This window comes from Agrococcus sp. UYP33, from assembly GCF_054060915.1.
This window is the reverse complement of the sequence record NZ_JBSSDR010000001.1, coordinates 1,371,132-1,392,977: the sequence shown is the minus strand read 5'-3', so window position 1 is coordinate 1,392,977 and position 21,846 is coordinate 1,371,132. Positions and strand designations below refer to the sequence as shown.

Genomic DNA, 21,846 nt, shown 5'->3' with positions numbered 1-21,846 from the left:
TGGGCGCTCGGGTCCTTCGTCGTGCGTCAGCGGGCTGCGACCTCGGTCGCCGCCTCCGCATCCGCTGCCTCGACCGCGTCGGCGTCCCGCTCGTCGCCGAGCTCGTGGTCGATCGCGACGACCTCCTCCGGGGGCAGCGGCGCGGCGCCCGCCCCGGCGAGCCGCTCCTCCCCCGCCGCCTCGCGCGCCTGCTTCTCGGGCACGGGCATCGCGCCCGACGCGCGCAGCGCCTCGTAGTGCGCGATCGCCTCCGCCTGGCGCTCGCTCTCCGCGCCGGTCGCGATCTTCGCGCGCAGGTGCGCATCGGTGAGCCCGAACGCCGAGACGAGGTCGAGCGCGTGCGGGCGCAGCTTCTGCAGCAGCCGCTCGATCGTCGAGGTGACGGCCTTCGAGCGGGCGCCCGACAGGCGGCCGTTCTCCAGGTGCCAGGCGGCGTGCTCCTCGATGATCGTGAGCGCGAAGAGGTCGCGCACGTGCGTCATGACCTTCTTCGTGGCCTCGGGCATCCGCTCGACCGCCGCGTCGAGCGCGTCGTACTGCTGCAGCTCGACCCACGCGCGCCCGGCCTCGATGAGCTCGTGCTGCTCGGCGTTGAAGGCAGCAGCGGCCTTCGCCTGGTCGCGCGGCGCGTGGCGCAGGCGGCCGGCGATCTCGGCGACCATCGTCTCGACGCGGTCCTCGAGCATGTCGCGCTGGAAGTCGCGGTCGCGGATGGCGACGGACGCGTTCTGCACGCGGCGCAGGTCGCGCACGTCCTGCCCGAGCGTCCGGAGGCCGACGAGCGCGGTCGCGCGGTCGAACAGCTGGTCGGCGGCGAAGCGCGCGATGTCGGCCTTCGACGCGCCCTTGAACTGCTTGGCGAAGTCGCCGAGCAGGCGCTTGCCCACGAGCTGCAGCAGCACCGTGTTGTCGCCCTCGAAGGTCGCGTAGACGTCGAGGTCGGCGCGCAGCTGCACGAGCCGGTTCTCGCCCAGGAAGCCCGCGCCGCCGCAGGCCTCGCGCGCCTCCTGCAGGGTGTCGAGCGCCTGCCAGGTGGAGAGCGACTTGAGGCCCGCCGCGAGGGTCTCGAGGTCCTCGCGCTCCTCGGGCGTGTCGGTGCGGCCGGAGAAGACGCCGTCGAACTGCGTCAGCAGGATCGCGTGCGCGTAGGTCTGCGCGTAGGCCTTCGCCAAGCGCGTGAAGAGGCGGCGCTGGTGCCGGCGGTAGTCGAGCAGCACCTCCTCCTGCACGTCGCTCGACGCGTTGAACTGCCGCCGCTCTGCGCCGTAGCGGATCGCGATCGCGAGCGCCGCCTGCTGGGCGATGACCGCCGCGCCGTCGAGCGAGACACGACCCTGCACGAGGGTGCCGAGCATCGTGAAGAAGCGGCGGCCCGGGCTCTGGATGGGGCTCGAGTAGGTGCCGTCCGCCGCGACGTCGCCGTAGCGGTTGAGCAGGTTGGTGCGGGGCACGCGCACGTGCGTGAAGTGGAGGCGCCCGTTGTCGATGCCGTTGAGGCCGCCCTTGTAGCCGTCGTCCTCGCCGCCGATGCCGGGCAGGAAGGCGCCGGTCTCGTCGCGGAGCGGCACGTAGAAGGCGTGCACGCCGTGGTCGACGCCGCGGGTGACGAGCTTGGCGAACACGACGGCGTCGCGGCCGTGCAGCGCGGCGTTGCCGAGGTAGTCCTTCCAGGCGCCGCGGAACGGCGTGTGGATCTCGAACTCCTCGGTCTCCGGGTCGTAGGTGGCGGTGGTGCCGATCGACGCGACGTCGGAGCCGTGACCGGTCTCGGTCATCGCGAACGCCCCGGGGATCTCGAGGCTCATGATCGCCGGCAGGAAGGCGTCGTGGTGGCGCTGCGTGCCGAGGTGCAGCACCGCGGCGCCGAAGAGGCCGAACTGCACGCCCGACTTGATCTGCAGGCTGGGGTCGGCGAGCACGAGCTCCTCGAAGCCCGCGATGTTGCCGCCGTGGTCGTCCTGGCCGCCGAGGCGCGTGGGGAACGCGGCGAGCACGGCGCCGTCGTCGACGAGCTGGCGCATCTGGTCCATCACGCGCTCGCGGTGCGCGGCCACGGTCAGGTCGTCGAGGCGCTGGTAGCGCGGGTCGGCGGCCTTCGCGCGGGCGGCGAGGCGGCGCTCGGGCCACGCGCCGAGCAGGTCGCGGCCGAGCCAGTCGACGTCCACCTGCGCGTGCTGTCGCGGCTCCGAGCTGCGCGAGCGCTGGCGACGGTCGAGGCGTGCGGATGCGGTGCGGTCGGCCATGGATCCCCCTTACGGATCGGATGCGCCCCCACGGTAGGCGCGCCCGCGGGGTCTGTCGCGGGCGTTGGCCACCCCCGCAGAACGGCCAGGGACCCGGCCGATGGCACTTGTGCCGCATCCACAACCGCCCGACGCATCCGCTGTCGGAACAGGCACCCCTCGAGATCGGCTCAGTCGCGCCGCGGCACCGGCAGCGGCGGCAGCTGCGCGCGCTCGGCGATGATCTCGCGCACCTGGGCGTCGGCGACGCGGTCGGCCTCCGAGCGCAGCACGAGCGGCGCCATCGCCATCGCGTCGCCGTCGGCGCCGCGCACCACGTAGACCGACATGCACTGGGTCGCGAGCTCGAGCTCGTCGGTGCGCGGGTCGCCCGTGCGGGTGCGGGCGAGGATGTGCATCGAGCGCGGGCCGGTGTGCAGCAGCCGCGTCTCGATCTCGACGATGTGGCCGATGTGGATCGGCCGGTAGAAGTGGATGCCGCCGGTGTAGACGGCCACCGGGTCGGCGCCGGCGTAGCCTGCGGCGCACGCGGTCGAGGTCTCGTCGATCCAGCGCATGACGATGCCGCCGTGCGCGTTGCCGCCCCAGTTGACGTCGGTGGGGTTCGCGAGGAAGCGGAAGGTCTCGGACGGGCCGGTCATCGCCGGCGAGAACTGGATCGCGGTGTGCAGGTCGTGGATGCGCTTCCGCGCCTCGATGCGCTCCTCGCTGCCGCGGGCGAGCAGCTCGTCGTCGCTCGTGCGGGGCCGCCACGGCGGCACGGCCTTCGCCTTCCCCTGCTCGTCGACCGCCACGAACACGAGCAGGCAGTCGAGCGCCACCTCGAACTCGCCGGTGCGCGGGTCGGCGGCCTCGACCGTGACGAACACGTGCATGCTCGAGCGGCCGGTGTGCGTGATGCGGGCGCTCGCCTCGATGAGGCTGCCCGGCCGGATGGGCGCCGTGTAGTGCACGTTGCCGACGTAGGCCGTCACGCAGTACGACCCGGAGTAGCCCGCGGCGCAGGCGAAGCCGGCCTTGTCGATCCACTCGAGCACGCGGCCGGCCTGGACGGTGCCGCCGCCATGCGCGGCATCCGTGGGTGCGGCCATGAACCGCAGCGTGATCCGATCGCGCATGAGGAGCTCCTTCGCCGGGACCGATCCTGCCAGTTCGGCCGGGCGGAGGGCAGGGTCAGGCGCGGATCGGGCGGCGTCAGCCCTCGAACACCGTCTCGCCCTCGATCATCGTGAGCGCGACGGGCATGGCGCGCAGCGCCGCGGCGACCGCGTGCGGGTCGTCGCCCTCCGGCAGCGGAGCGCCGAGCACCGCGAGGTCGGCGGGCTCCCCCGCCGCGAGCCGGGAGCGCGCGGAGATGCCGACGGCCTGCTCGAGCGTGACCGCCTCCTCCGGCTGCCACGGCGACTCGTCGCCGCGCGTGCGGGTCACCGCGGTCGCGATGGCGAGCCACGGGTCGAGCGGCGTGACGGGCGCGTCGGAGCCGAGCACGACGGGCACGCCGGCGTCGAGCAGGCTGCGGATGCGGAAGGCGTCGCGGCTGCGGTCGGCCCACAGGGCGGCGGTCAGCTCGCGGTCGTCGAGCGCGTGCTCCGGCTGGATCGAGGCGACGATGCCGAGCCTCGCCATCCGCGGGATGTCGACGCCCGCGACGAGCTGGGCGTGCTCGATCCGTCCGCCCGTCATGCCCGCGCGCTCGAAGGCGTCGATGGCGGCGGTGACGGCGGCATCGCCGATCGCGTGGACCGTCGCGTCGAGGCCGATCTCGCCCGCCCGCACGAGCAGCCGGTCGAGCTCTGCCTCGTCGACGTTGCGCACGCCCGTAGTGGCCGGCGATCCTCCCCAGCCGTAGGGATGCGCTGTCCAGGCGGTGCGGGTCCCGAGCGATCCGTCGAAGATCACCTTGAGCCGGCCCACGCGCGCGCGACCGGCGATCGTGTCGCCGGAGCGGACGCCGCGCTCGGCGGCGAGCTCGAGGTCGTGGCGGTAGACGCCCGCCTCGACGCGCGTCGGCGTCGAGCGGCCCGGCCGCGCCCAGGCGCCGACGGCATCCTCGAACTCGAGGTCGACGACGCCGACGACGCCGCGCGCGGCGGCAGCGGCGAGCGCGTCGACGACGTGGCGGTCGAGCGCTGCCGTGTCGAGCATCCCCTCGATCGCGGTGAGCGCGGTGAAGGCCGCGTCCTCGCGCAGCAGCGGTCCCTCGAGCTCGATGCCGAGCCGGCGGAGCATGGCGGTGTTGGCCCACGAGCAGTGCACGTCGCTCGACACCACGAGCGTGGGCACCGAGCCGGTCGCCGCGTCGAGCAGCGCCCGCGTCGGCGGTGCGGGCCACAGGCCGTCGCGCATGCCGACGAGCACGAGCGGGTTGGTGCCGACGTGCGCCGCCGCGGCCTGCCTCGCGATCGCGGCGGCCTCGTCGGCGCTCTCGGCGGCGAGCACGCTCTGCCGCGTGCGGTGCCGGGCCCACTGGCCCATGTGCGTGTGCTCGTCCCACAGGCCGGGGATGACCACGGCGCCCTCGAGGTCGCGGCGCTCGCCGACGGCCGCCGTCGAGCCGGCGAGGCTCACGCGCTCGATCTCGCCGTCGAGCAGGTCGATGTCCGAGAGGGTGCCGTCGAGCAGGCGGGCGTTCGCGAGGCGCATGCCTCCATTGTGGGGCGAGCGCGCGGTCACGCCCGCCATGCGCGCGAGCCGTCGCAGCGGGTCAGCGTGCCGGTGAGCCGCTGCGCGCGACGCGTGCCAGGTCGATGCGGGTGCGGGGCGTGCGCTGCCGCAGCAGCGAGACGATCGTGCCCACCGCGCCGAGGGCGCCGATCGTCGTGAGGAGCAGGATCCACGTGCCGTCCAGCGGGACGTGGCTGAGCCAGGTGCCGTCCATGCCCCGATCCTCCGCCTGTCGCGGCGGACGCGCCAGTGCCCGGATGCCGTCAGGGCGCCGGGACGGTGTCGAGCTCGACCTCCGGCGTGCGATCCCGGCGCACGGAGAGCGATACGAGCGCGGCGACGGCGCACAGGCCCGCGGCGGCGAACCAGGCGACCGTGTAGTGCCCCATCGCGTCGCGCACGACGCCGACGAGCACGCTCGCGATCGCGGCACCGATCTGGTGCGACGCGAAGACCCAGCCGAAGACGACCGGCGCCCGGTCGCCGAAGTGCTCGCGGCACAGCGCCATCGTCGGCGGCACGGTCGCGACCCAGTCGAGGCCGTAGAAGACGATGAAGACCACCATCGGCGGCTGCACCTCTGCCGAGAGCAGGAACGGGAGCGCCATGAGGCTGAGGCCGCGCCCGACGTAGTAGATGACGAGCAGCAGGCGCGGGTTCCAGCGGTCGGTCAGCCAGCCCGAGAGCACCGTGCCCGCGATGTCGAAGATGCCGACGAGCGCGAGCAGGCCCGCCGCAGCCGTCTGCGGCATGCCGTGGTCGTGCGCAGCGGGGATGAAGTGGGTGCCGATGAGCCCGTTCGTCGTCGCACCGCAGATGGCGAAGCCGGCGGCGAGCGCCCAGAAGGTGCGGTGGCGCACCGCCTCCCGCAGCCCGTCGATCGCGGCCCGGGCGGGGTTGGTGCGGGGCGAGCGCCGCGGCACGACCGCCGGCGCCGCCACCGCCCGCGCGCCGGGCTCCGCGTCATCACCCGCCGCCGCATCCGGGGCGCCGAAGGGCGTGACCCCGCGCGCGGCGGGGCTGTCGTGCAGGAAGAGCAGCACGAGCGGCACGACCGCGAGCGCGCCGAGCGCGACGAGCAGGCTCGCCTCGCGCCAGCCCCACTCGGTGGCGAGCCAGGCGGTCGGCGGCAGGAAGACGAGCTGACCGGTCGCGCTGCCCGCGGTCAGCACGCCCGAGACGGTGCCGCGGTGGCGCACGAACCAGCGCTGCGTGACGACGGCGGCGAAGACGAGCGCCATCGACCCGGTGCCGAGGCCGATCATGACGCCCCAGGTCAGCAGCAGCACCCACGGATGCTGCGCGAGCGTCCCCAGCGCGGCGCCTCCCGCGATGACGACGAGCGCGGCGGCGGTGACGCGCTTGAGGCCGAAGCGCTCCATGAGCGCGGCGGCGAACGGCGCCATGAGTCCGTAGAGCAGGATGTTGAGCCCGACAGCGGTGGAGAGCTCGGTGCGCGAGAAGCCCAGCTCGGTCTCGATCGGCACCATGAGCACGCTCGGCGCGGCGCGGAAGCCCGCGGCCCCCACGAGGGCGAGGAACGCGACCGCCGCGACGATCCACGCGGGGTGCAGGCGGCGAGTGGTCACCGGGACATTCTGATGGAGAGCGCCGTCGGCAGGCAGCACGCCCGCGCGCTCGGCGCGGGCGTGTGCCCTGACGGGATGCGCACCGCCGAGCAGCTCACAGCCCACCCGCCCAGAGCCGCTCGGTGCTGACGCGGTCGGTGCGGAGGCGACGCTGCGGCGCGGCGGTGCGGGCATCGCGCTCCTGCGCGAGCCGCTCGTCCGCCTGCCCGATGCGCTGCCGCGCCCGGTCGTCGGCGGTGCGGTCGCGCAGCAGCGCGAGCCGCTCGGGGTCGGCGGGGGTCCTGGGCGCGCGCTCGGCGATGAGGGCGCGGATCGTGCTCGCTGCAGCCACGATCGCGATGGCGGAGATGACGATGATCCAGATGGTGTCCATGGCAGGAAGTCTGCGCTTGCCAAGATCCCGCCACCAGTGGCAGGATGGCCAATGCTCGGCAAGATCCTGCCAGACTCGGCAGGGCCGGTCCCGACCTCGTCGTCGGGTCGAGCGCACCGTCGAAGGAGCCCCATGCTGAAGATCGCCTGCATCGTGGATGACGACGTGAGCGTGTTCGAGCTCGCGGTCGCGGCCGAGGTCTTCGGCACCGACCGGTCGGACCGCGGCGTGCCGCGCAACGACTTCCGCGTCGTCACGCCCACGCCCGGCCCGATCCGCCTCGCCGGCGGCCTGAGCCTGCCGGTGATGGTCGGCGAGGGGCTCGACTTCGCCGACGAGGCCGACGTGGTCATCGTCACCCCCTACGACGAGTGCAGCATCGACGGCGAGTGCTCGCTCAGCGTCGCCCGGGTGCTGCAGCGCGCCGTCGCTCGCGGCGCACGCGTGCTGACGATGTGCACCGGCGCCTTCATCGCCGCGCGGTCCGGCGTGCTCGAGGGCCGCCGCGTCGCGACGCACTGGCGGCACGCCGACCAGCTGGCGGCGCAGTTCCCCGAGCTGGTGGTCGAGCGGGATGCGCTGTGGGTCGACGACGGCCCGGTCACGTCGAGCGCCGGCACGGCGGCGGCGATCGACGCGTCGCTGCACATCGTCCGCGAGCTGCAGGGCGCGCAGGTCGCCGGCATCATCGCCCGCTCGATGGTCGTGCCGCCCCTGCGCGATGGCGGCCAGTCGCAGTTCGCGGTCGGGCCGGTCGCCGAGCAGCGGGCAGAGACGCTCGCCCCGCTCATCGACTGGATGGTGGAGCACATCGACGAGGACCACTCGGTCGCCTCCCTCGCACGCAGGGCACGCCTGTCGGAGCGCACCTTCGCCCGCCGCTTCCGCGAGGAGCTCGGCACCACCCCGGCAGCGTGGCTCGCCTCGCAGCGGGTGCAGCGCGCGCAGCAGCTGCTCGAGGCGACCGACCTCGGGCTCGATGCCGTCGCCCAGCAGTCGGGGTTCGGCACCGCCGCACTGCTGCGCCATCACTTCACCCGGCAGCTCGGCGTCGCGCCGTCGGCCTACCGCCGCCGATTCGCGTGCGTGGAGCCGGAGGACGCGGCCGGGTCCGCCGCGCCCGTCGCGATGGCGGAGCCGGCCGAGCGGTAGCCCTGCCGGGTCAGGGCCGCAGCACGACCCGCGGGCGGTGCAGATCGACCGCGGGCAGCGGCGCTCGCCGGCGATGACGCCGGGCGAGGGCTCGCCGTGCGCGGTGCTCGATGCTCTGCGGCTCGTCGCCGAGCAGTCGGGTGCTGAGCGGCACAGTCCCTCGCGGCTCGATGCGCTGCGGCTCGAGGCGCAGCGGCTCGATGGCGACGCTCGACCCGACTCCATCCGGCAGGCGGATGGCCAGCGGGGCCACGGCAACCGCGGCCAGCGAGCCCGCCGAGCTCGGCTCCGCGGCCGCCCACGAGCGCGCCGCGCGCCGGACCGGCTGGAGCCGCGAGACGACGCGCCACTGCCCGGGTCGTGGCCCCGCTCGTTCGACGACCAGTCGCCCGGCGTGCACCTCATGGTGATGGTAGGTGCAGAGCAGGATGCCGTTGTCGACGTCGGTGGGACCGCCGAGCAGCCAGGGCAGCACGTGGTGCGCCTCGCACCAGGCGGCCGGCATCCGGCAGCCCGGCGCCTGGCAGCCGTGGTCGCGGGCGGCGAGCGCCCGCCGCTGCGCGCGGTTGAAGAGGCGCTTCGCGCGCCCCAGCTCGAGCACGTGACCGCAGCCGTCGGTGACGGCGATCTGCACGAAGGCGTCGCAGAGCATCCGCGCGGCGACGTCGACGGGCACGACGTCGCCGGTGTGCTCGACGCGCGCGGAGCGCTCGCGGTGCTCGGTGCCGTCGAGGGCCGCGGTGAGCGCCTCGATCGTGCCGGTGATGAGGAGCGTCGGCGCCTCGCCGCCCACGGTCGGCGCGTGCCCCGAGGCGGCGTGCTCGCGCACGATGCCGACGAGCACGTCGTGGCGCAGCTGGGCGGGGCTCCGGCCGTCGGGGACGTCGTCGCCGGCGTCGTCCCCCGCCGGCGCGTCCGGGTCGCGGAAGCGCACCGCGACGCGCGGGCCTTCGTACGCGTCGAGCACAGCCTTGAGCGCCGAGCCCTCCTCCGCCGGAGAGACCATCGTGAGCACCCACATGCCGTCGGCACGGCGGCCCACGGTGAGCGATCGCATCGCCCGCTGCCGCTCGGCTCCCGGCAGCACGCCGTCCGGGTCGAGCACCGCGGCGTACATGCGCCCCTGCACGGCGAGGAGCTCGGGCACGAGCGGCGCGGTGGGGGCGGTCGCCGCGTCGACGAGCGCCCGCTCCGCCCATGCCAGCTCTCGCTCGTCGGCGCGCGGCACTGCGGGCCCGAGCGACTGCAGGATCGCGTCGGCCTGGGCCAGCGACAGCCCTCCGTCGGCGAGCGCGCCGGCGACGTGCGGGAAGCGCGCCGGCAGCTCGCCGCCGGACAGTGCCGGCCGGGCGGACGTCGCGGCGGCGATCGCGAGGAGGTCGGCAGCCTGCCGGCCGCGCAGCCCGAAGACCGACCCGACGCACTCCTTCGCGCTGCGGTGGCCGAGCTGGCGGCACAGCGCCTCGTCGATCGAGCCGCGCGAGCGCTCCGCCACCTCGGCCGCCAGCCGCACCCGCTGGGCGTCGACGACGCGCGAGAGCTCGGCGGCGCGAGCGAGCAGCGCGGCGACCTCGGCGTCGGGGGCGAGCGACAGGCCGTCGAGGCCGGCGAGCATCGTGCGGGCCGCGTCGATCGCTGCCGCTGCCTGCTCGATCCGGGACATCATCGCCTCCTCGTGCCCGGAGGGTAGATCTGGCCACCCACATGGATCGCTGCAGCCGCATCCGGTGCCCGCGAGGCGGCCCGCGGCCGCGGGCTGGGAGCGAGCGCCAGCCGTCGGGCGTACCGTGGCGCGCACCGCGGTGCGCTCCCGAGAGCGCCCACCGCGCAGTAGTCATCGCACAGTGGTGATCGCACAGTGGTCATCGCACGTGCATCGCACGTGATCACCCGCACGGGTCATGGAGGTTCGCATGCGCATCGTCGTCATCGGAGCGACTGGCAACGTCGGCACGGCGCTGCTGCGCCGGCTGCACGCCGCCGAGGAGGTGGCGGCGATCACCGGCGTCTCGCGGCGCGGCCCCGAGCGCGGCGGGGAGCCCTACGACGGCGTCGAGTGGCACCGGATCGACGTCTCGAACCCGGGTTCCGGTCCCGCGCTCGAGCGCGTGCTGTCGGGCGCCGACGCTGTCGTCCACCTCGCCTGGATCATCCGCCCCAACCGCGACGAGCAGCTGCTCGAGCGGACGAACCTGGAGGGCTCGCGCCGGGTCTTCGAGGCCGCGGCCGCGGCCGGCGTGCCGCACCTCGTCGTCGCGTCGAGCATCGGCGCCTACGGCCGCCCCGACGCGAGTCCGCCGGGCTCCGAGCGCGCCGACGAGTCCTTCCCGCGCCACGGCGCCCCCACCTCGCACTACGGGCGGCAGAAGAGCGCGGTCGAGCGCATCCTCGACGACGTCGCCGCCGCGCATCCCGAGATGGTCGTCTCCCGGCTCCGCCCGGGACTGATCTTCCAGGCGGAGGCCGCGCCCGAGATCCGCGACTACTTCCTCGGGGCGCTCGTGCCCCGCACGCTGCTGCGCGCGCTGCCGCTCCTGCGCCTGCCCGTGCTGCCGTGGCCCGCCGGCATCGTGACGCAGGCGGTGCACGCCGACGACATCGCGGATGCGTACTGGCGCGTGCTGCGCGACCGCGCCGCCGGCGCCTTCAACGTCGCCGCCGAGCCGCCGCTCAGCCCGCAGTCGGTCGGACGGCTCGTCGGCGCGCGGCGGTGGCTGCCCATCCCGGTGCCGGTGGTGCGCGCGCTCGTAGCCGTCACCTACCGGCTGCGGCTGCAGCCGACGGATCCCGGCTGGGTCGACATGGCGGCGGTGACGCCCGTGATGGCGACCGACCGCATCCGGGCGCTCGGCTGGTCGCCGCAGCACAGCTCGATCGACACGCTGCGCGAGCTCGTCGCACGGCTCGGCGCGCGCGGCGGCCTCGGCAACGCCCTGCACCGCTCCCGCAGCCCGCTGGAGTGACGCGCGGTCCGATGCGCCCTGCGATGCCGGACGGTCGTCGTCAGCCCAGCAGGCTCCAGCGCTCGGGCATGTAGCCCTCGGGCTGCAGCACGAAGCGCCCGATCGGCGTCGCCGGTCGCTTCCGCACCTTGGCGACCGAGGAGCGCAGCTCCTTGAACGGCTTGCCGTAGACCGTCACCTCGCGGCTGTCCTCGAACGCCTGGTCGGGGCGCTCGCGCGGGATCGTCAGCAGCCGGCCCGCTGCCCACTCCGGCTCCGTCGGCATGACCGGCTGCAGCTCGATCTCGCGCTTCTCGGGGAAGAGGAAGCCGCCGAACGCCACCGGTGCACCGCCGTCCACCGGGGTGAGCCAGCGCATCCACTGCCCCGGGTCGAACTCGGGCAGCGGCGATGCGGCGCGTCGCTCGAGCGCGCGACGCGTGCCGACGAGCCACCGCTCGTACTCGCGGTCGTCGTCGCCGTCGGCGACGTAGAGCTGCAGGTCGAGCAGCGCATCGTCGCCCTCGAGCGCATGCGCCTCGATCTCGAGCGTGTCGGCGCGGACCGCGCCGTACGCCCACGGGTGGAGCGCCTTGCCGAAGCGGGTGGCCGCCTCGATGAGGAGCCCGCCCGATTCCTCGTCGCGCTCGACCTCGACCCGGAAGGCGCTGCCGCTCTCGTCGAGCGCCCACAGCCCGTAGGGGTTGACGGGCTGGTCGCCCTCGCGCTCAGCGGGCGGCTCCTGCGGCTGGAAGCGCTCGGCGTGCGACGCGATGAGCAGGTCCCGCTCGTCCGACTCCCACTCGTCGTCGAGCGTCGTGTCCATGCGCACCTCGGCGCCCCTCGGCTCGGGCTCGAGATCGACCTCGACCATCCACCCACCGCGCTCGTCGAGGTCGACGACCTGCTTGAGCATCGTCGAGTAGATGCCCGGCGGCAGCTCGCCGGCACCCTCGGGCACCAGCACGTAGGTGCGCGCGAGCCCGCCGGGCGAGTTCGAGAGCGCGATCTCGACGATCGGCCCGCGCCGGGTCTCGAGGAAGCCGTGGAAGGGGAAGTCGAGCTCGCCGACGGTCTGCGTCACGGCTCCACGCTAGCCGTTCATCTCAACGGAGCAGCTGGTCGCAGGAGGGGATAGTGCCCTCGCGGCGCCAGCTGCTCCGTTGAGGATCAGGCGAGGAGGGCGCCGCTGCCGGGCGGGAGGGTGAGGGCATCGGCGAGCGCGACGTCGGGATGCGTCTGGAAGCGCAGGTCGCGGCGCGAGACGGGCACGGTCTGCGGCTCGGTGCCGAGGTTGAGCACGATCTCGACCGCATCGGCCATGCCGGCGCGGCGGGTGAGGCGCAGCACGCGCGTCTGCTCGTCCGCCTCCACGAGGTTCCGCGCGTAGTGCGGATCGGTGAGCGCCTCGAGCTCGGCGCGCAGCGCCGCGAGCTGCCGGTAGCCCTCGAGCACGCGCGCGTGGCGCTCGGCGCGCAGCTCCGCCCAGTCGAGCTTCGAGCGCTCGAACGTCTGCGGGTCCTGCGGGTCGGGCACGACGGCCGGGTCCCAGCCCATCTGCTCGAACTCCTCGAGCCTGCCCTCGGCCGTCGCCTTGCCGAGCTCGGGCTCCGGGTGCGACGTGAAGAACTGGAACGGCGTCGACGCCGCCCACTCCTCGCCCTGGAAGAGCATCGGCGTGAACGGGCCGCCGTAGAGCAGCAGCGCCGCGCACAGCAGCTGCGACTCGTCGAGCACCTCGGTGGTGCGGTCGCCGCGCGCCCGGTTGCCGATCTGGTCGTGGTTCTGCGCGCTCACCACGAGGCGCCACGAGAGCGAGCGCTCGGTGTCGATCGGATGCCCGTGGTCGCGACCGCGGAACGACGAGTAGGTGCCGTCGTGGAAGAAGCCGCGCTCGAGCGCCTTCGCGAGCGCCGCGATCGGCTCGAAGTCGGCGTAGTAGCCCTCGGTCTCGCGCGTGAGGGCGACGTGCACGCCGTGGTGGAAGTCATCGGACCACTGCCCGTCGAGCCCGTAGCCGCCCGCCTCGCGCGGCGTGATGAGCTTCGGGTCGTTGAGGTCGCTCTCGGCGATGAGCTCGAGCGGCCGGCCGAGGTGCGCCGACAGCGCCTCCGTCTCGATCGCCATCTCCTCGAGGATGTGCAGGTCGCTCGTGTCGACGAGCGCGTGCACGGCGTCGAGCCGCAGCGCGTCGACGTGCATCGCCTCGAACCAGTAGCGGACGTTGTCGAGGATGTAGCGGCGCACCGCAGGCTCGGCGAGGTTCACGTGGTCGCCCCACGTCGAGCGCCCCTCGCTCGAGAGGTAGGGGCCGTAGAGGGGCAGGTAGTTGCCGGAGGGTCCGAGGTGGTTGTAGACGACGTCCTGCACCACCGCGAGGCCCGCGGCGTGCGCGGCGTCGACGAAGCGCTGGTAGGCGTCCGGGCCCCCGTAGCCCTCGTGCACCGCGAACCACGCGACGCCGTCGTATCCCCAGTTGTGGGTGCCATTGAAGCCGTTGACCGGCAGCAGCTCGACGTGCGTGACGCCGATGCCGCGCAGGTGGTCGAGCCGCTCGGCCGCCACGTCGAGCGTGCCCTCGCTCGTGAAGGTGCCCAGGTGCAGCTCGTAGAGCACGCCGCCGGCGATCGGGCGACCGGTCCAGCCCTCGTCCTGCCAGTCGTGCGCGGATGCGTCCCAGGTGCGCGACCGCTCGTGCACGCCGTCCGGCTGGCGGAGGCTCCGCGGATCCGGGCGGATGGCGTCGTCGTCGTCGATCTGGAAGCCGTAGTCGCCGGCGCTCGCGAGCCCATGCCACCAGCCGCCCTCGCCCTGCGACATCTCGACGGTCTCGTCGCCCGCCACCACGCGCATCCGCGCAGCGGTCGGTGCCCACACCCGGTACTCGTGCAGCTCGCTCATGTCCCCCATGCTCGCATCACGCTGCTCGGAGGCCGGTGTGTGCGCCGTGCACGGATGCCCTCGGCGTGGTCAGGCGTCGGCGGCCCCGGCCCCGCGAGGCGCATCCCGGTACCAGCGGCCGGACGCCGGGAGGGCGAGGAGCACGCCGCCGACGAGCGCCGCGAGCGCGATCCCGAGCGTCTCGGGCGCGGGCGATCGGGTCGCCGCGATCGCGAGCAGCGCGAGCAGCCCGGCGCCGATGCCCGCGATGAGCGCGAACCACCGCGCCCACTCGCGGCGACGACTGGCGAAGATCAGGACGACCAGCAGCAGCACGAGCGGCACGACCGCGCCGACGACGCCGAGCGCCAGCTCGGCAGCCGAGGGCTGCGCACCGGGCAGGTCGATCGTGGCGAAGAAGAAGACGGTCAGGAGCGCCATGAGCCCAGCGAGGCACAGGAACGCCACCCACAGCAGCACGAGCCCGATGCGCACCGACCACGGCGGGTCGGCAGCAGGCGGCCGGCCCGGGTCCGCACCTCCGGCGCCCGGGACACGCGCCTGCCGCGCCACGTCAGTCGCCGCGGGTGAGCAGCGCGACCGGGAGCGTCCCGAGGAGGTCGCGCAGCCGGACGTCGCCGCCCCGCAGCTCCTTCGACGTCAGCAGGTCGCGCCAGTGCCCCTCGGGCAGCTGGATCGCCGTGTCGCCCCAGCCGCCGCGCTCCGCGAGGCCGATCGGCAGCCGCGTGGCGATGGCGATCGCGCCGCCGCGGTCGAACGCCACGACGTGCTCGGCCGCCTCGCCGCTCGCGAGCAGCGGCGTGTAGGCCTCGAAGCGCTCCGGGTGCTCGCGGCGGAGCCGCAGCGCCTCGCGCACGAGCCGCGTCTTGGCGACCTCGAGGTCCCAGTCGCCCGACAACGGGGCGCGCGCGGCCTGCCGCAGCGCATCCATCCGCTCCCAGTCGATCGGTCGGCGGTTGTCGGGGTCGACGAGCGACTGCTCGAGCGCCTCGGAGCCCTGGTAGACGTCCGGGAAGCCCGGGATGGTGAGGTTGAGCAGCTTCGCGGCGAGCACGTTCGCGCGGAAGCCCTGCTCGGTCTCGGCGAGGAACGCCTCGATGTCGCGCGAGGCGGGCTCGGCCATGACGCTGCGGACGAGCTCGGCGAGATCCCGCTCGAAGGCCTCGTCAGGCGCCGTCCAGTGCGTGATCGCGTCGGCCTCGCGGGACGCCTTCTCCATGTAGGCCAGCAGCCGGTCCTCGCTCGCGGGCCATGCGCCCACCACGGCCTGGAGCAGCAGGTTCACGAAGTCGCGCCCGCGGTTCGGTGCGAAGACGAGCAGCCGGTCGAGCAGCGCCTCCCAGCTCGAGGGGACCTCGGCGATCGTCGTGATGCGCGCGCGCACGTCCTCGCCGCGCTTCGTGTCGTGCGTCGACATGGCGTTCATGGCGAGCGGCCACTCGGCCTGCCGCCGGCCCATGAAGGCGTGGAAGTCGGGAACCGGGATCGAGAAGACGGCAGGATCGCCGCCCACCTCGTTGAGGCTCGTGAGCCGCGAGTAGCGGTAGAAGGCGGTGTCCTCGACGCCCTTCGCCATCACCATGCCGCTCGTCTGCTGGAAGCGCAGCGCCGCGGGCTGGCGAGCGTTGCCGAGCACCGGCAGCAGCGCGTCGACGGTGTCGGCGAGGTCGGGGCGGCGCTCCTTGGCGCGCTCGGCCGCCCCGCCCAGGTGCTCGAGGCCCTCGGGGAGGTACGAGCGGTAGACGGGGAAGCACGCGAGCAGCTCGGCGATCGCGTCGGCGGCGTCGGCCGGCGCGCCCTGCGAGCCCCAGGCATCCGAGGCCTGCACCTCGCGCTCGAGCCGCAGCACTTCGGCGCGGAGGATCCCGTCGGCGATGCCCCGCTTCGTGCCGTGCGTGAGCTCTGCCCAGTCGACGGCCTCGCCGCCGCGGAGGCGCGCGTCGATCCCGTGCAGGGCGTCGGCGGCGGATGCGTCGGTGAGCACCCGGTCGATGACCCCGAGCGTGTCGTAGCCGGTGGTGCCGGCGGTCGCCCAGCGCGGCAGCTCCTCGCCGGGCTCGAGGATCTTCTCGACGAGCACGAAGGCGCCGCCGGTGAGGCGGTCGAGGTCCTCGAGGTAGCCGGCCGGGTCGCGCAGTCCGTCGGGGTGGTCGACGCGGAGGCCCTGCACGAGCCGCTCGTCGAACCAGCGGGCGATCTCGGCGTGCGTCGCCTCGAACACCTCCGGCACCTCGACGCGCACGGCGGCGAGCGTCGTCACCGCGAAGAAGCGCCGGTAGTTGAGCTGGTCGTTCCCCTGCTTCCAGTGGCCGAGCCGGTAGTGCTGGCGGGCGAGCACCTCCTGCGCGGTGCCGTCGCCGGTGCCGGGCGCGACGGGCAGCCGCGTGTCCCAGTAGCGGAGCGCCTGCGAGCCGGCCGCGGCTGCGGGCTCGAGCTCGAGGTGCGCGACGGTGCCGTCCTCCGACCAGTCGTCGTCGCCGACGATCGGCAGCAGCAGCTTCCCGCCGCCCGCCTCCCAGTCGACGTCGAACGCATCCGCGATCGGGCTCTCGCGCCCCTCGCGCAGCAGCTGCCACCACCAGTCGTTGTGCTCGGGCACGGCGACGCCCATGTGGTTGGGCACGATGTCGACGAGCACGCCCATGCCGAGCCTGCGCGCCTCGGCCGCGAGCGCCTCGAGGCCCGCCTCGCCGCCGCGCGACGGATCGACCCGCGCGTGCGAGACGACGTCGTAGCCGTGGTTCGAGCCGTGCTCGGCCTCGAGGATCGGCGACAGGTAGACCCAGTCGACCCCGAGGTCGGCGAGGGCCTCGAGCCTGCCGGCGGCGTCGGCGAGGGTGAAGTCCTCGCTGATCTGGAGGCGATAGGTGCTCTGGGGGGCGTGCACGAGGCTCCTCGTCAGTCCTGCTGGTCGTCGTTCTTGGCGTGCGCGTCGAGCGGACGGCCCTCAGCAGGTCGCGTCTCGATCGTCGTGACCGGGCCCGTGAGGGTGCCGGTCGCGGCGGCGATCGATGCGGCCACCGAGAAATCCTGGTCGACGGGCGCGATGTGCTCGCGCAGCACGACGAGCGCGCGCGGCGAGATGGTGACGACCTCGCCCGCCTCGACGCGGCCGTCGCGCAGCTCGTGCGCGCCGGTGTCGATCAGCACGTCCCACGCCTCGGCGTACTCAGAGGGCGGCAGGGTGAGCTCCCGCGCCTCCTCCGAGGCGTTGCAGTAGATGAGGAAGTGGTTGTCGATGATGCGCTCGCCCCGAGCGCCGCGACCCGCGATGCCGTGACCGTTGAGGTACATGCCGAGCGACTTCTCGCCCGCGGCGATGTCCCAGTCGCCGTCCTCCATGGCCGACCCGTCGCTGCCGAGCCAGACGATGTCGTTCAGCCGCTCGCCGTTGCCGGTGCGCACTGTGTTGCCGGTGAAGAAGCGCTTGCGCCGGAACGTCGGATGGTCGTGGCGCAGCTTCGTGACAGCGGCGGTGAACTCGATGAGCGGCTGATCGATGCTCGACCAGTCGATCCAGGCGATCTCGGAGTCCTGCGCGTAGGTGTTGTTGTTGCCGTGCTGCGTGCGACCGAGCTCGTCGCCGTGGAGGATCATCGGCACGCCCTGGCTCAGCAGCAGCGTCGCGAGGAAGTTGCGCTGCTGTCGCGCGCGGGTGTTGAGGATCTCGGGATCGTCGGTCGGGCCCTCGACGCCGTAGTTGTAGGAGCGGTTGTGGCTCTCGCCGTCGTTGCCGTCCTCGCCGTTCGCCTCGTTGTGCTTCTCGTTGTAGCTCACGAGGTCGCGCAGGGTGAAGCCGTCGTGGGCGGTGACGAAGTTAATCGATGCGACCGGGCGGCGGCCGGAGTGCTCGTAGAGGTCGGCCGAGCCGGCGAGGCGGCTCGCGAACTCGCCCAGCGCGGTGGGCTCGCCGCGCCAGAAGTCACGCACCTCGTCGCGGTACTTGCCGTTCCACTCTGTCCACTGGGGCGGGAAGTTGCCGACCTGGTAGCCACCGGGGCCGACGTCCCATGGCTCGGCGATGAGCTTGACCTGGCTGATCACCGGGTCCTGCTGCACGAGCTCGAAGAAGGTCGACAGCTTGTCGACGTCGTAGAACTCGCGCGCGAGCGTCGAGGCCAGGTCGAAGCGGAAGCCGTCGACGCGCATCTCGGTGACCCAGTACCGCAGGCTGTCCATGATCATCTGCAGCGAGTGCGGATGCCCGACGTTCAGGCTGTTGCCCGTGCCGGTGTAGTCCATGTAGAACTGCTGGTCGTCGTCGACGAGGCGGTAGTAGGCCTGGTTGTCGATGCCGCGCCAGCTGAGCGTGGGGCCCATGTGATTGCCCTCGGCGGTGTGGTTGTAGACCACGTCGAGGATCACCTCGATGCCGGCCGTGTGCATGGCCTTCACCATCGCCTTGAACTCCTGCACCTGCTGGCCACCCTCGCCCGACGCGGCGTACTCGGCGTGCGGCGCGAAGAAGCTCAGGGTGTTGTAGCCCCAGTAGTTGCGGAGGCCCTTCTCCTGCAGCGGTGCGTCGTGCACGAACTGGTGCACCGGCATGAGCTCGATGGCCGTGATGCCGATCTTCTGCAGGTGGGCGATGATCGACGGGTGCGCGAGGCCCGCGTAGGTGCCGCGGAGCGCCTCGGGCACGTCGGGATGCGTCTGCGTCAGGCCCTTGACGTGCGCCTCGTAGATGATCGACTCGTTGTACGGCGTGCGGGGGTAGCGGTCGCCGGCCCAGTCGAAGAACGGGTTGATGACGACGCCCTTCACCATGTTGGGCGCGGAGTCATCGTCGTTGCGGCTGAGCGGGTCGCCGAAGTTGTAGCTGTGGAGCGGCTGTCCCCAGGCGATCTCGCCGCTCGTCGCCTTCGCGTAGGGGTCGAGCAGCAGCTTGTTCGGGTTGTGCCGCAGCCCCTGCTCGGGGTCGTAGGGCCCATGCACGCGGTAGCCGTAGCGCTGCCCCGGCTGCACGTTCGGCAGGTAGGCGTGCCAGACGTAGCCGTCGACCTCGGTGAGCTCGACCCTCGTCTCGGCGTCGTGCTCATCGAAGAGGCAGAGCTCGACGCGCTCGGCCGACTCGGTGAACAGGGCGAAGTTGGTGCCGGTGCCGTCGAAGGTGGCGCCGAGCGGGTAGGCCTCGCCGGGCCAGATCTGCTGGTCGGATGCGGTGTCAGTCACTCTCCGGAGTGTATGGGGTACGCAAGAACTCGACCTGAGAGGCGTGTGACGGTCGCGTGAACGATGACGGACGGTTCGGCGTCGCCGTCAGTCGCCCACGACGCGCGGCTCGCCGCCCGTGATCCGGAGCAGCTCGTCGTAGCTGAGCATGAAGACGGTGTCGGCGGTGCCGGCCGCCGCCGAGAGCTGCTCGTAGTCCGCGAGCGCCACGTCGACGATCGTGCGGATGGGCGCGGGGTGGCCGAGCGGGGCGACGCCGCCGATCACCTAGCCGGTCGCCGCGCGCACCTGCTCGGGCGTCGCACGCTCGATGGGCCCCTCCCCCAGCTGCTCGGCGAGCGCGGCCGTGTCGACGCGGTGGCGCCCCGATGTCATGACGAGCAGCGGCGCATCCGCCATCCAGAAGATGAGCGAGTTCGCGATCGCGCCTACCTCGATGCCGAGCGCCGCCGCTGCCGCCTTCGCGGTGTGCGTACCCTCCGCGAAGTGGATGACCTCGCGGTCGATGCCCATGTCGTGCAGCTGCTGCTGGATGCTCGCGGCCCTGGTCGGTAGCGTCATGGCCCCATCCTGCCGCCCGCGCAGCCCCGCTCGACGAGGCCGCGCGGGGTCAGGCGATGCGGCTGCCGGCGGCGAGCGTCTTCGCCGGTGCTCGCACCGCGGCGATCGCACCCCAGACGGCGGCGCCCGCGAGCAGCACGTGGATGCCGAGGCCGACGAACCAGCTCGGCGCGGTGCGCTCGTAGATGCCCTCGACCGGGTCCTGCCACGTGCCGTCGTCGCCGTAGTCGGCGCACGACTCCGCGCGCGGCGGCTCCTGCACCATGCGCACGCCGAGGCCGATCTGGCCGAAGATGTCGTCGGGATAGCCGTTCGCGTCGAGCTGCGGCGGGATCGCGTCGGCCATGATCACGTACGGGTTCGCGGCCAGCATCAGCCACACGCGGTCCGGTCGCGGCACCGTGGTCTCGTAGGTGTTGCCGGTCGCGATGCAGGTCGAGTTGCCCGTGCGGTCGTCGAAGTCCCAGGTGATCTCGTCCCGCGTCTCCTCCTGCTGGAAGGCGAGCGTCCCGACGCCGAAGCCGATGAGGGTGCCGACGCTGAAGAACGCGACGACGAGGTAGGTGACGACCGTCGACAGCACGGGCTTCCGGATCATGCCGGAGAGCCCGACGCCGATCGCCGAGACGAACCCGATCTCGAGCACCAGGATGGGCAGCGCGACGAGCACCGCCTCGATGCGCAGGCCGCCGAGCATGGCGGAGCCGAGCATGAACGGCGCGCAGACGGCCAGGAAGCCGAGCGAGGCGATCCACGAGCCGATCACCTTGCCGAGCACGAGCTGCGTGCCGGTCACCTGCGTGACCTGCGTGGAGGCGAGCGTGCCGGCGTCGCGGTCGCCGTTGATGGCGCTGCCGCTCAGCGCGGGCGTCACGAGCGAGGTCACGAGCATGACGAGGAAGATCGTCATCGCGAAGATCGCGCCGCCGAGGTCGCGCTGGAAGCCCTGCAGCGACAGGAAGAGCACGACGATCACGCCGCCGACCACGATCGCGACGATCACGAGCAGCACGTACCAGGCGACGCTCCGCACGCGCTGCGCGAGCTCGAGGCGGATCACGACACCGAGCATCTGCAGCCAGCGGCTCATCGGGCACCTCCCGAGAGGCCGAGGTAGGTGCGCTCCATGTCGCCGACGGCGGGCGCGAAGTGGGTGATGGGCACGCCTGCGCCGACGAGCCGGGCGAGCACCTCGGCGGCGTGCTCGTCGCGGTCGAGCGCGACGTAGGCGAGCTCGCCCTCGAGGCGCACGCGATCGAACGCGACCCCGATGTTCGCGAGCTGGTAGCTGAGCGCCCTCGGATCGAGGGCCCGGATGCGCCACTCGCGCGACGCCTGCTGGGCGAGCACGAGGCGCTCGCCGCGGACGACCTCACCGCGGTCGACGAACACGGCGTCGTCCGCCATCTCGTCGAGCTCGCTGAGGTCGTGGCTCGAGATGAGCACCGTGCCGCCGTCGGCCGCGAAGCCGCGGAGCATGCCGCGCAGCTCGACGCGCGAGGTCGGGTCGAGGCCCGCCGCCGGCTCGTCGAGCAGCAGCACGCGAGGCCGGTGCACGAGCGCCCGCACGAGGCCGAGCCGCTGCTGCTGGCCGCGGGAGAGCACGCGGCTCGGGCGGTTCGCGAGCTCCTCGAGGCGCGCCTCGACGATGAGCTCGGCGGCGCGCTCGCGCGCCGCCGCGCGGTCGAGCCCGTGGAGGCGGCCGACGGTCGTGAGGATCTGCAGTGGCGTGAGCGTGCGCCACGTGCCCAGCACATCCGGCATCCAGCCCATCGCCCGCCGGACGGCGCGCGGGTCGTGCATCGGGTCGGCGCCATCGATGCGGATCGCGCCGGAGTCAGGCGCGAGCAGCGAGGCGAGCATGAGCAGCAGCGTCGTCTTGCCGGCGCCGTTCGGGCCGATGAGCGCGGTGACGCGCCCCGGCTTCGCGTGGAACGTCATCTCGCGCACCGCGTGCACCGATCCGAAGCTGCGGTGCACGTGGAGGGCGACGATGCCGCCCTCGTCGAGCCCCGGCGCCGGCTCGCCGGCCGCGAGCGGATCGACGAAGGCGGGGTGGGATGCGGGGATCGGCTGCGGGCGTCCGTCGCTGAGCGGCGTCATGGCCGCTGCCTCGTGGGCTGCATGGCTCGATCCTGCTGGGTGCGCGGCGTGGAGGCCAGCCGCCGCGCGCGGGATCATCCGAGCGGATGAGGGCCGCTCAGGATCCCGACCGGGACGACGCCGTGGGCGCCGCGGCGACCGGCCGC

At 73.4% G+C, this 21,846-nt stretch carries 16 protein-coding genes and 1 pseudogene; 2 read left to right on the top strand and 15 right to left on the bottom strand.

The genetic code is table 11. The features are described from left to right. Nucleotides 1-26 precede the first annotated feature (26 nt). From ACVWW9_RS06855 to ACVWW9_RS06830, 6 genes are all read right to left on the bottom strand, one after another. Nucleotides 27-2,243, bottom strand: a complete 2,217-nt coding sequence (locus tag ACVWW9_RS06855; protein ID WP_456514915.1) for an acyl-CoA dehydrogenase family protein — start codon at nt 2,241-2,243, stop codon at nt 27-29. A gap of 170 nt (nt 2,244-2,413) precedes the next feature. Continuing rightward, entirely contained in the window at nt 2,414-3,361 is a 948-nt protein-coding gene (locus ACVWW9_RS06850; RefSeq protein WP_456514914.1) for an acyl-CoA thioesterase, read from the bottom strand. A 76-nt stretch (nt 3,362-3,437) separates the two neighbouring features. Beyond that, complete coding sequence (locus tag ACVWW9_RS06845) at nt 3,438-4,886, bottom strand: amidohydrolase (protein WP_456514913.1); 1,449 nt, start codon at nt 4,884-4,886, stop codon at nt 3,438-3,440. Between the two features lie 61 nt (nt 4,887-4,947). Beyond that, nucleotides 4,948-5,121 carry a hypothetical protein gene (locus ACVWW9_RS06840; protein WP_170165556.1) on the bottom strand — a complete coding sequence of 58 codons (174 nt, stop codon included), beginning with the start codon at nt 5,119-5,121 and terminating at the stop codon, nt 4,948-4,950. A gap of 49 nt (nt 5,122-5,170) precedes the next feature. Continuing rightward, the gene (locus ACVWW9_RS06835; RefSeq protein WP_456514912.1) at nt 5,171-6,496 is read right to left on the bottom strand and encodes an MFS transporter; all 1,326 of its coding nucleotides are present in this window, start codon (nt 6,494-6,496) and stop codon (nt 5,171-5,173) included. A gap of 94 nt (nt 6,497-6,590) precedes the next feature. Then, on the bottom strand, nt 6,591-6,869 hold the full coding sequence (locus tag ACVWW9_RS06830; RefSeq protein ID WP_456514911.1) for a hypothetical protein: 279 nt from the start codon (nt 6,867-6,869) through the stop codon (nt 6,591-6,593). Nucleotides 6,870-7,001: 132 nt separating this feature from the next. Here ACVWW9_RS06830 and ACVWW9_RS06825 point away from each other — a divergent pair, with 132 nt between their 5' ends. Continuing rightward, the gene (locus ACVWW9_RS06825) at nt 7,002-8,021 is read left to right on the top strand and encodes a GlxA family transcriptional regulator (RefSeq protein WP_354256740.1); all 1,020 of its coding nucleotides are present in this window, start codon (nt 7,002-7,004) and stop codon (nt 8,019-8,021) included. A 10-nt stretch (nt 8,022-8,031) separates the two neighbouring features. Here the strand turns inward: ACVWW9_RS06825 and ACVWW9_RS06820 are convergent, their stop codons facing one another. After that, on the bottom strand, nt 8,032-9,684 hold the full coding sequence (locus ACVWW9_RS06820) for a DUF222 domain-containing protein (protein ID WP_456514910.1): 1,653 nt from the start codon (nt 9,682-9,684) through the stop codon (nt 8,032-8,034). A gap of 250 nt (nt 9,685-9,934) precedes the next feature. Between ACVWW9_RS06820 and ACVWW9_RS06815 the strand changes: the two genes are divergently transcribed. Beyond that, entirely contained in the window at nt 9,935-10,984 is a 1,050-nt protein-coding gene (locus ACVWW9_RS06815) for an NAD-dependent epimerase/dehydratase family protein (RefSeq protein WP_456514909.1), read from the top strand. A 40-nt stretch (nt 10,985-11,024) separates the two neighbouring features. Here the strand turns inward: ACVWW9_RS06815 and ACVWW9_RS06810 are convergent, their stop codons facing one another. The 8 genes and pseudogenes from ACVWW9_RS06810 to ACVWW9_RS06775 all read right to left on the bottom strand — a co-directional run bounded on the left by ACVWW9_RS06810 (nt 11,025) and on the right by ACVWW9_RS06775 (nt 21,700). Next, nucleotides 11,025-12,047: a hypothetical protein gene (locus tag ACVWW9_RS06810; protein ID WP_456514908.1), complete on the bottom strand. Its 1,023-nt coding sequence runs from the start codon at nt 12,045-12,047 to the stop codon at nt 11,025-11,027. Between the two features lie 86 nt (nt 12,048-12,133). Next, nucleotides 12,134-13,864, bottom strand: a complete 1,731-nt coding sequence (gene treZ / locus ACVWW9_RS06805) for a malto-oligosyltrehalose trehalohydrolase (protein WP_456514907.1) — start codon at nt 13,862-13,864, stop codon at nt 12,134-12,136. A 69-nt stretch (nt 13,865-13,933) separates the two neighbouring features. Beyond that, on the bottom strand, nt 13,934-14,338 hold the full coding sequence (locus ACVWW9_RS06800; protein WP_456514906.1) for a hypothetical protein: 405 nt from the start codon (nt 14,336-14,338) through the stop codon (nt 13,934-13,936). Between the two features lie 79 nt (nt 14,339-14,417). After that, nucleotides 14,418-16,751 (bottom strand): malto-oligosyltrehalose synthase, encoded by a 2,334-nt coding sequence (gene treY / locus ACVWW9_RS06795; protein ID WP_456514905.1) that lies wholly within the window; start codon nt 16,749-16,751, stop codon nt 14,418-14,420. An 11-nt stretch (nt 16,752-16,762) separates the two neighbouring features. After that, nucleotides 16,763-19,036: a glycogen debranching protein GlgX gene (gene glgX, locus ACVWW9_RS06790; RefSeq protein ID WP_456514904.1), complete on the bottom strand. Its 2,274-nt coding sequence runs from the start codon at nt 19,034-19,036 to the stop codon at nt 16,763-16,765. A gap of 87 nt (nt 19,037-19,123) precedes the next feature. Next, a pseudogene (locus tag ACVWW9_RS06785) lies at nt 19,124-19,597 on the bottom strand (YbaK/EbsC family protein). A gap of 49 nt (nt 19,598-19,646) precedes the next feature. Next, the gene (locus tag ACVWW9_RS06780) at nt 19,647-20,687 is read right to left on the bottom strand and encodes an ABC transporter permease (RefSeq protein WP_456514903.1); all 1,041 of its coding nucleotides are present in this window, start codon (nt 20,685-20,687) and stop codon (nt 19,647-19,649) included. Beyond that, entirely contained in the window at nt 20,684-21,700 is a 1,017-nt protein-coding gene (locus ACVWW9_RS06775) for an ABC transporter ATP-binding protein (RefSeq protein ID WP_456514902.1), read from the bottom strand. The genes ACVWW9_RS06780 and ACVWW9_RS06775 overlap by 4 nt, the downstream gene beginning before the upstream one ends. Nucleotides 21,701-21,846 lie beyond the last annotated feature (146 nt).

Coding starts and splice junctions, on each gene's coding strand:
- ACVWW9_RS06775 (WP_456514902.1), bottom strand. CDS start 21,700: ATGACGCCGCTCAGCGACGGACGCCCGCAGCCGATCCCCGCATCCCAC.
- ACVWW9_RS06825 (WP_354256740.1), top strand. CDS start 7,002: ATGCTGAAGATCGCCTGCATCGTGGATGACGACGTGAGCGTGTTCGAG.
- ACVWW9_RS06855 (WP_456514915.1), bottom strand. CDS start 2,243: ATGGCCGACCGCACCGCATCCGCACGCCTCGACCGTCGCCAGCGCTCG.
- ACVWW9_RS06815 (WP_456514909.1), top strand. CDS start 9,935: ATGCGCATCGTCGTCATCGGAGCGACTGGCAACGTCGGCACGGCGCTG.
- ACVWW9_RS06820 (WP_456514910.1), bottom strand. CDS start 9,684: ATGTCCCGGATCGAGCAGGCAGCGGCAGCGATCGACGCGGCCCGCACG.
- ACVWW9_RS06780 (WP_456514903.1), bottom strand. CDS start 20,687: ATGAGCCGCTGGCTGCAGATGCTCGGTGTCGTGATCCGCCTCGAGCTC.
- treZ (WP_456514907.1), bottom strand. CDS start 13,864: ATGAGCGAGCTGCACGAGTACCGGGTGTGGGCACCGACCGCTGCGCGG.
- ACVWW9_RS06840 (WP_170165556.1), bottom strand. CDS start 5,121: ATGGACGGCACCTGGCTCAGCCACGTCCCGCTGGACGGCACGTGGATC.
- ACVWW9_RS06850 (WP_456514914.1), bottom strand. CDS start 3,361: ATGCGCGATCGGATCACGCTGCGGTTCATGGCCGCACCCACGGATGCC.
- ACVWW9_RS06830 (WP_456514911.1), bottom strand. CDS start 6,869: ATGGACACCATCTGGATCATCGTCATCTCCGCCATCGCGATCGTGGCT.
- ACVWW9_RS06845 (WP_456514913.1), bottom strand. CDS start 4,886: ATGCGCCTCGCGAACGCCCGCCTGCTCGACGGCACCCTCTCGGACATC.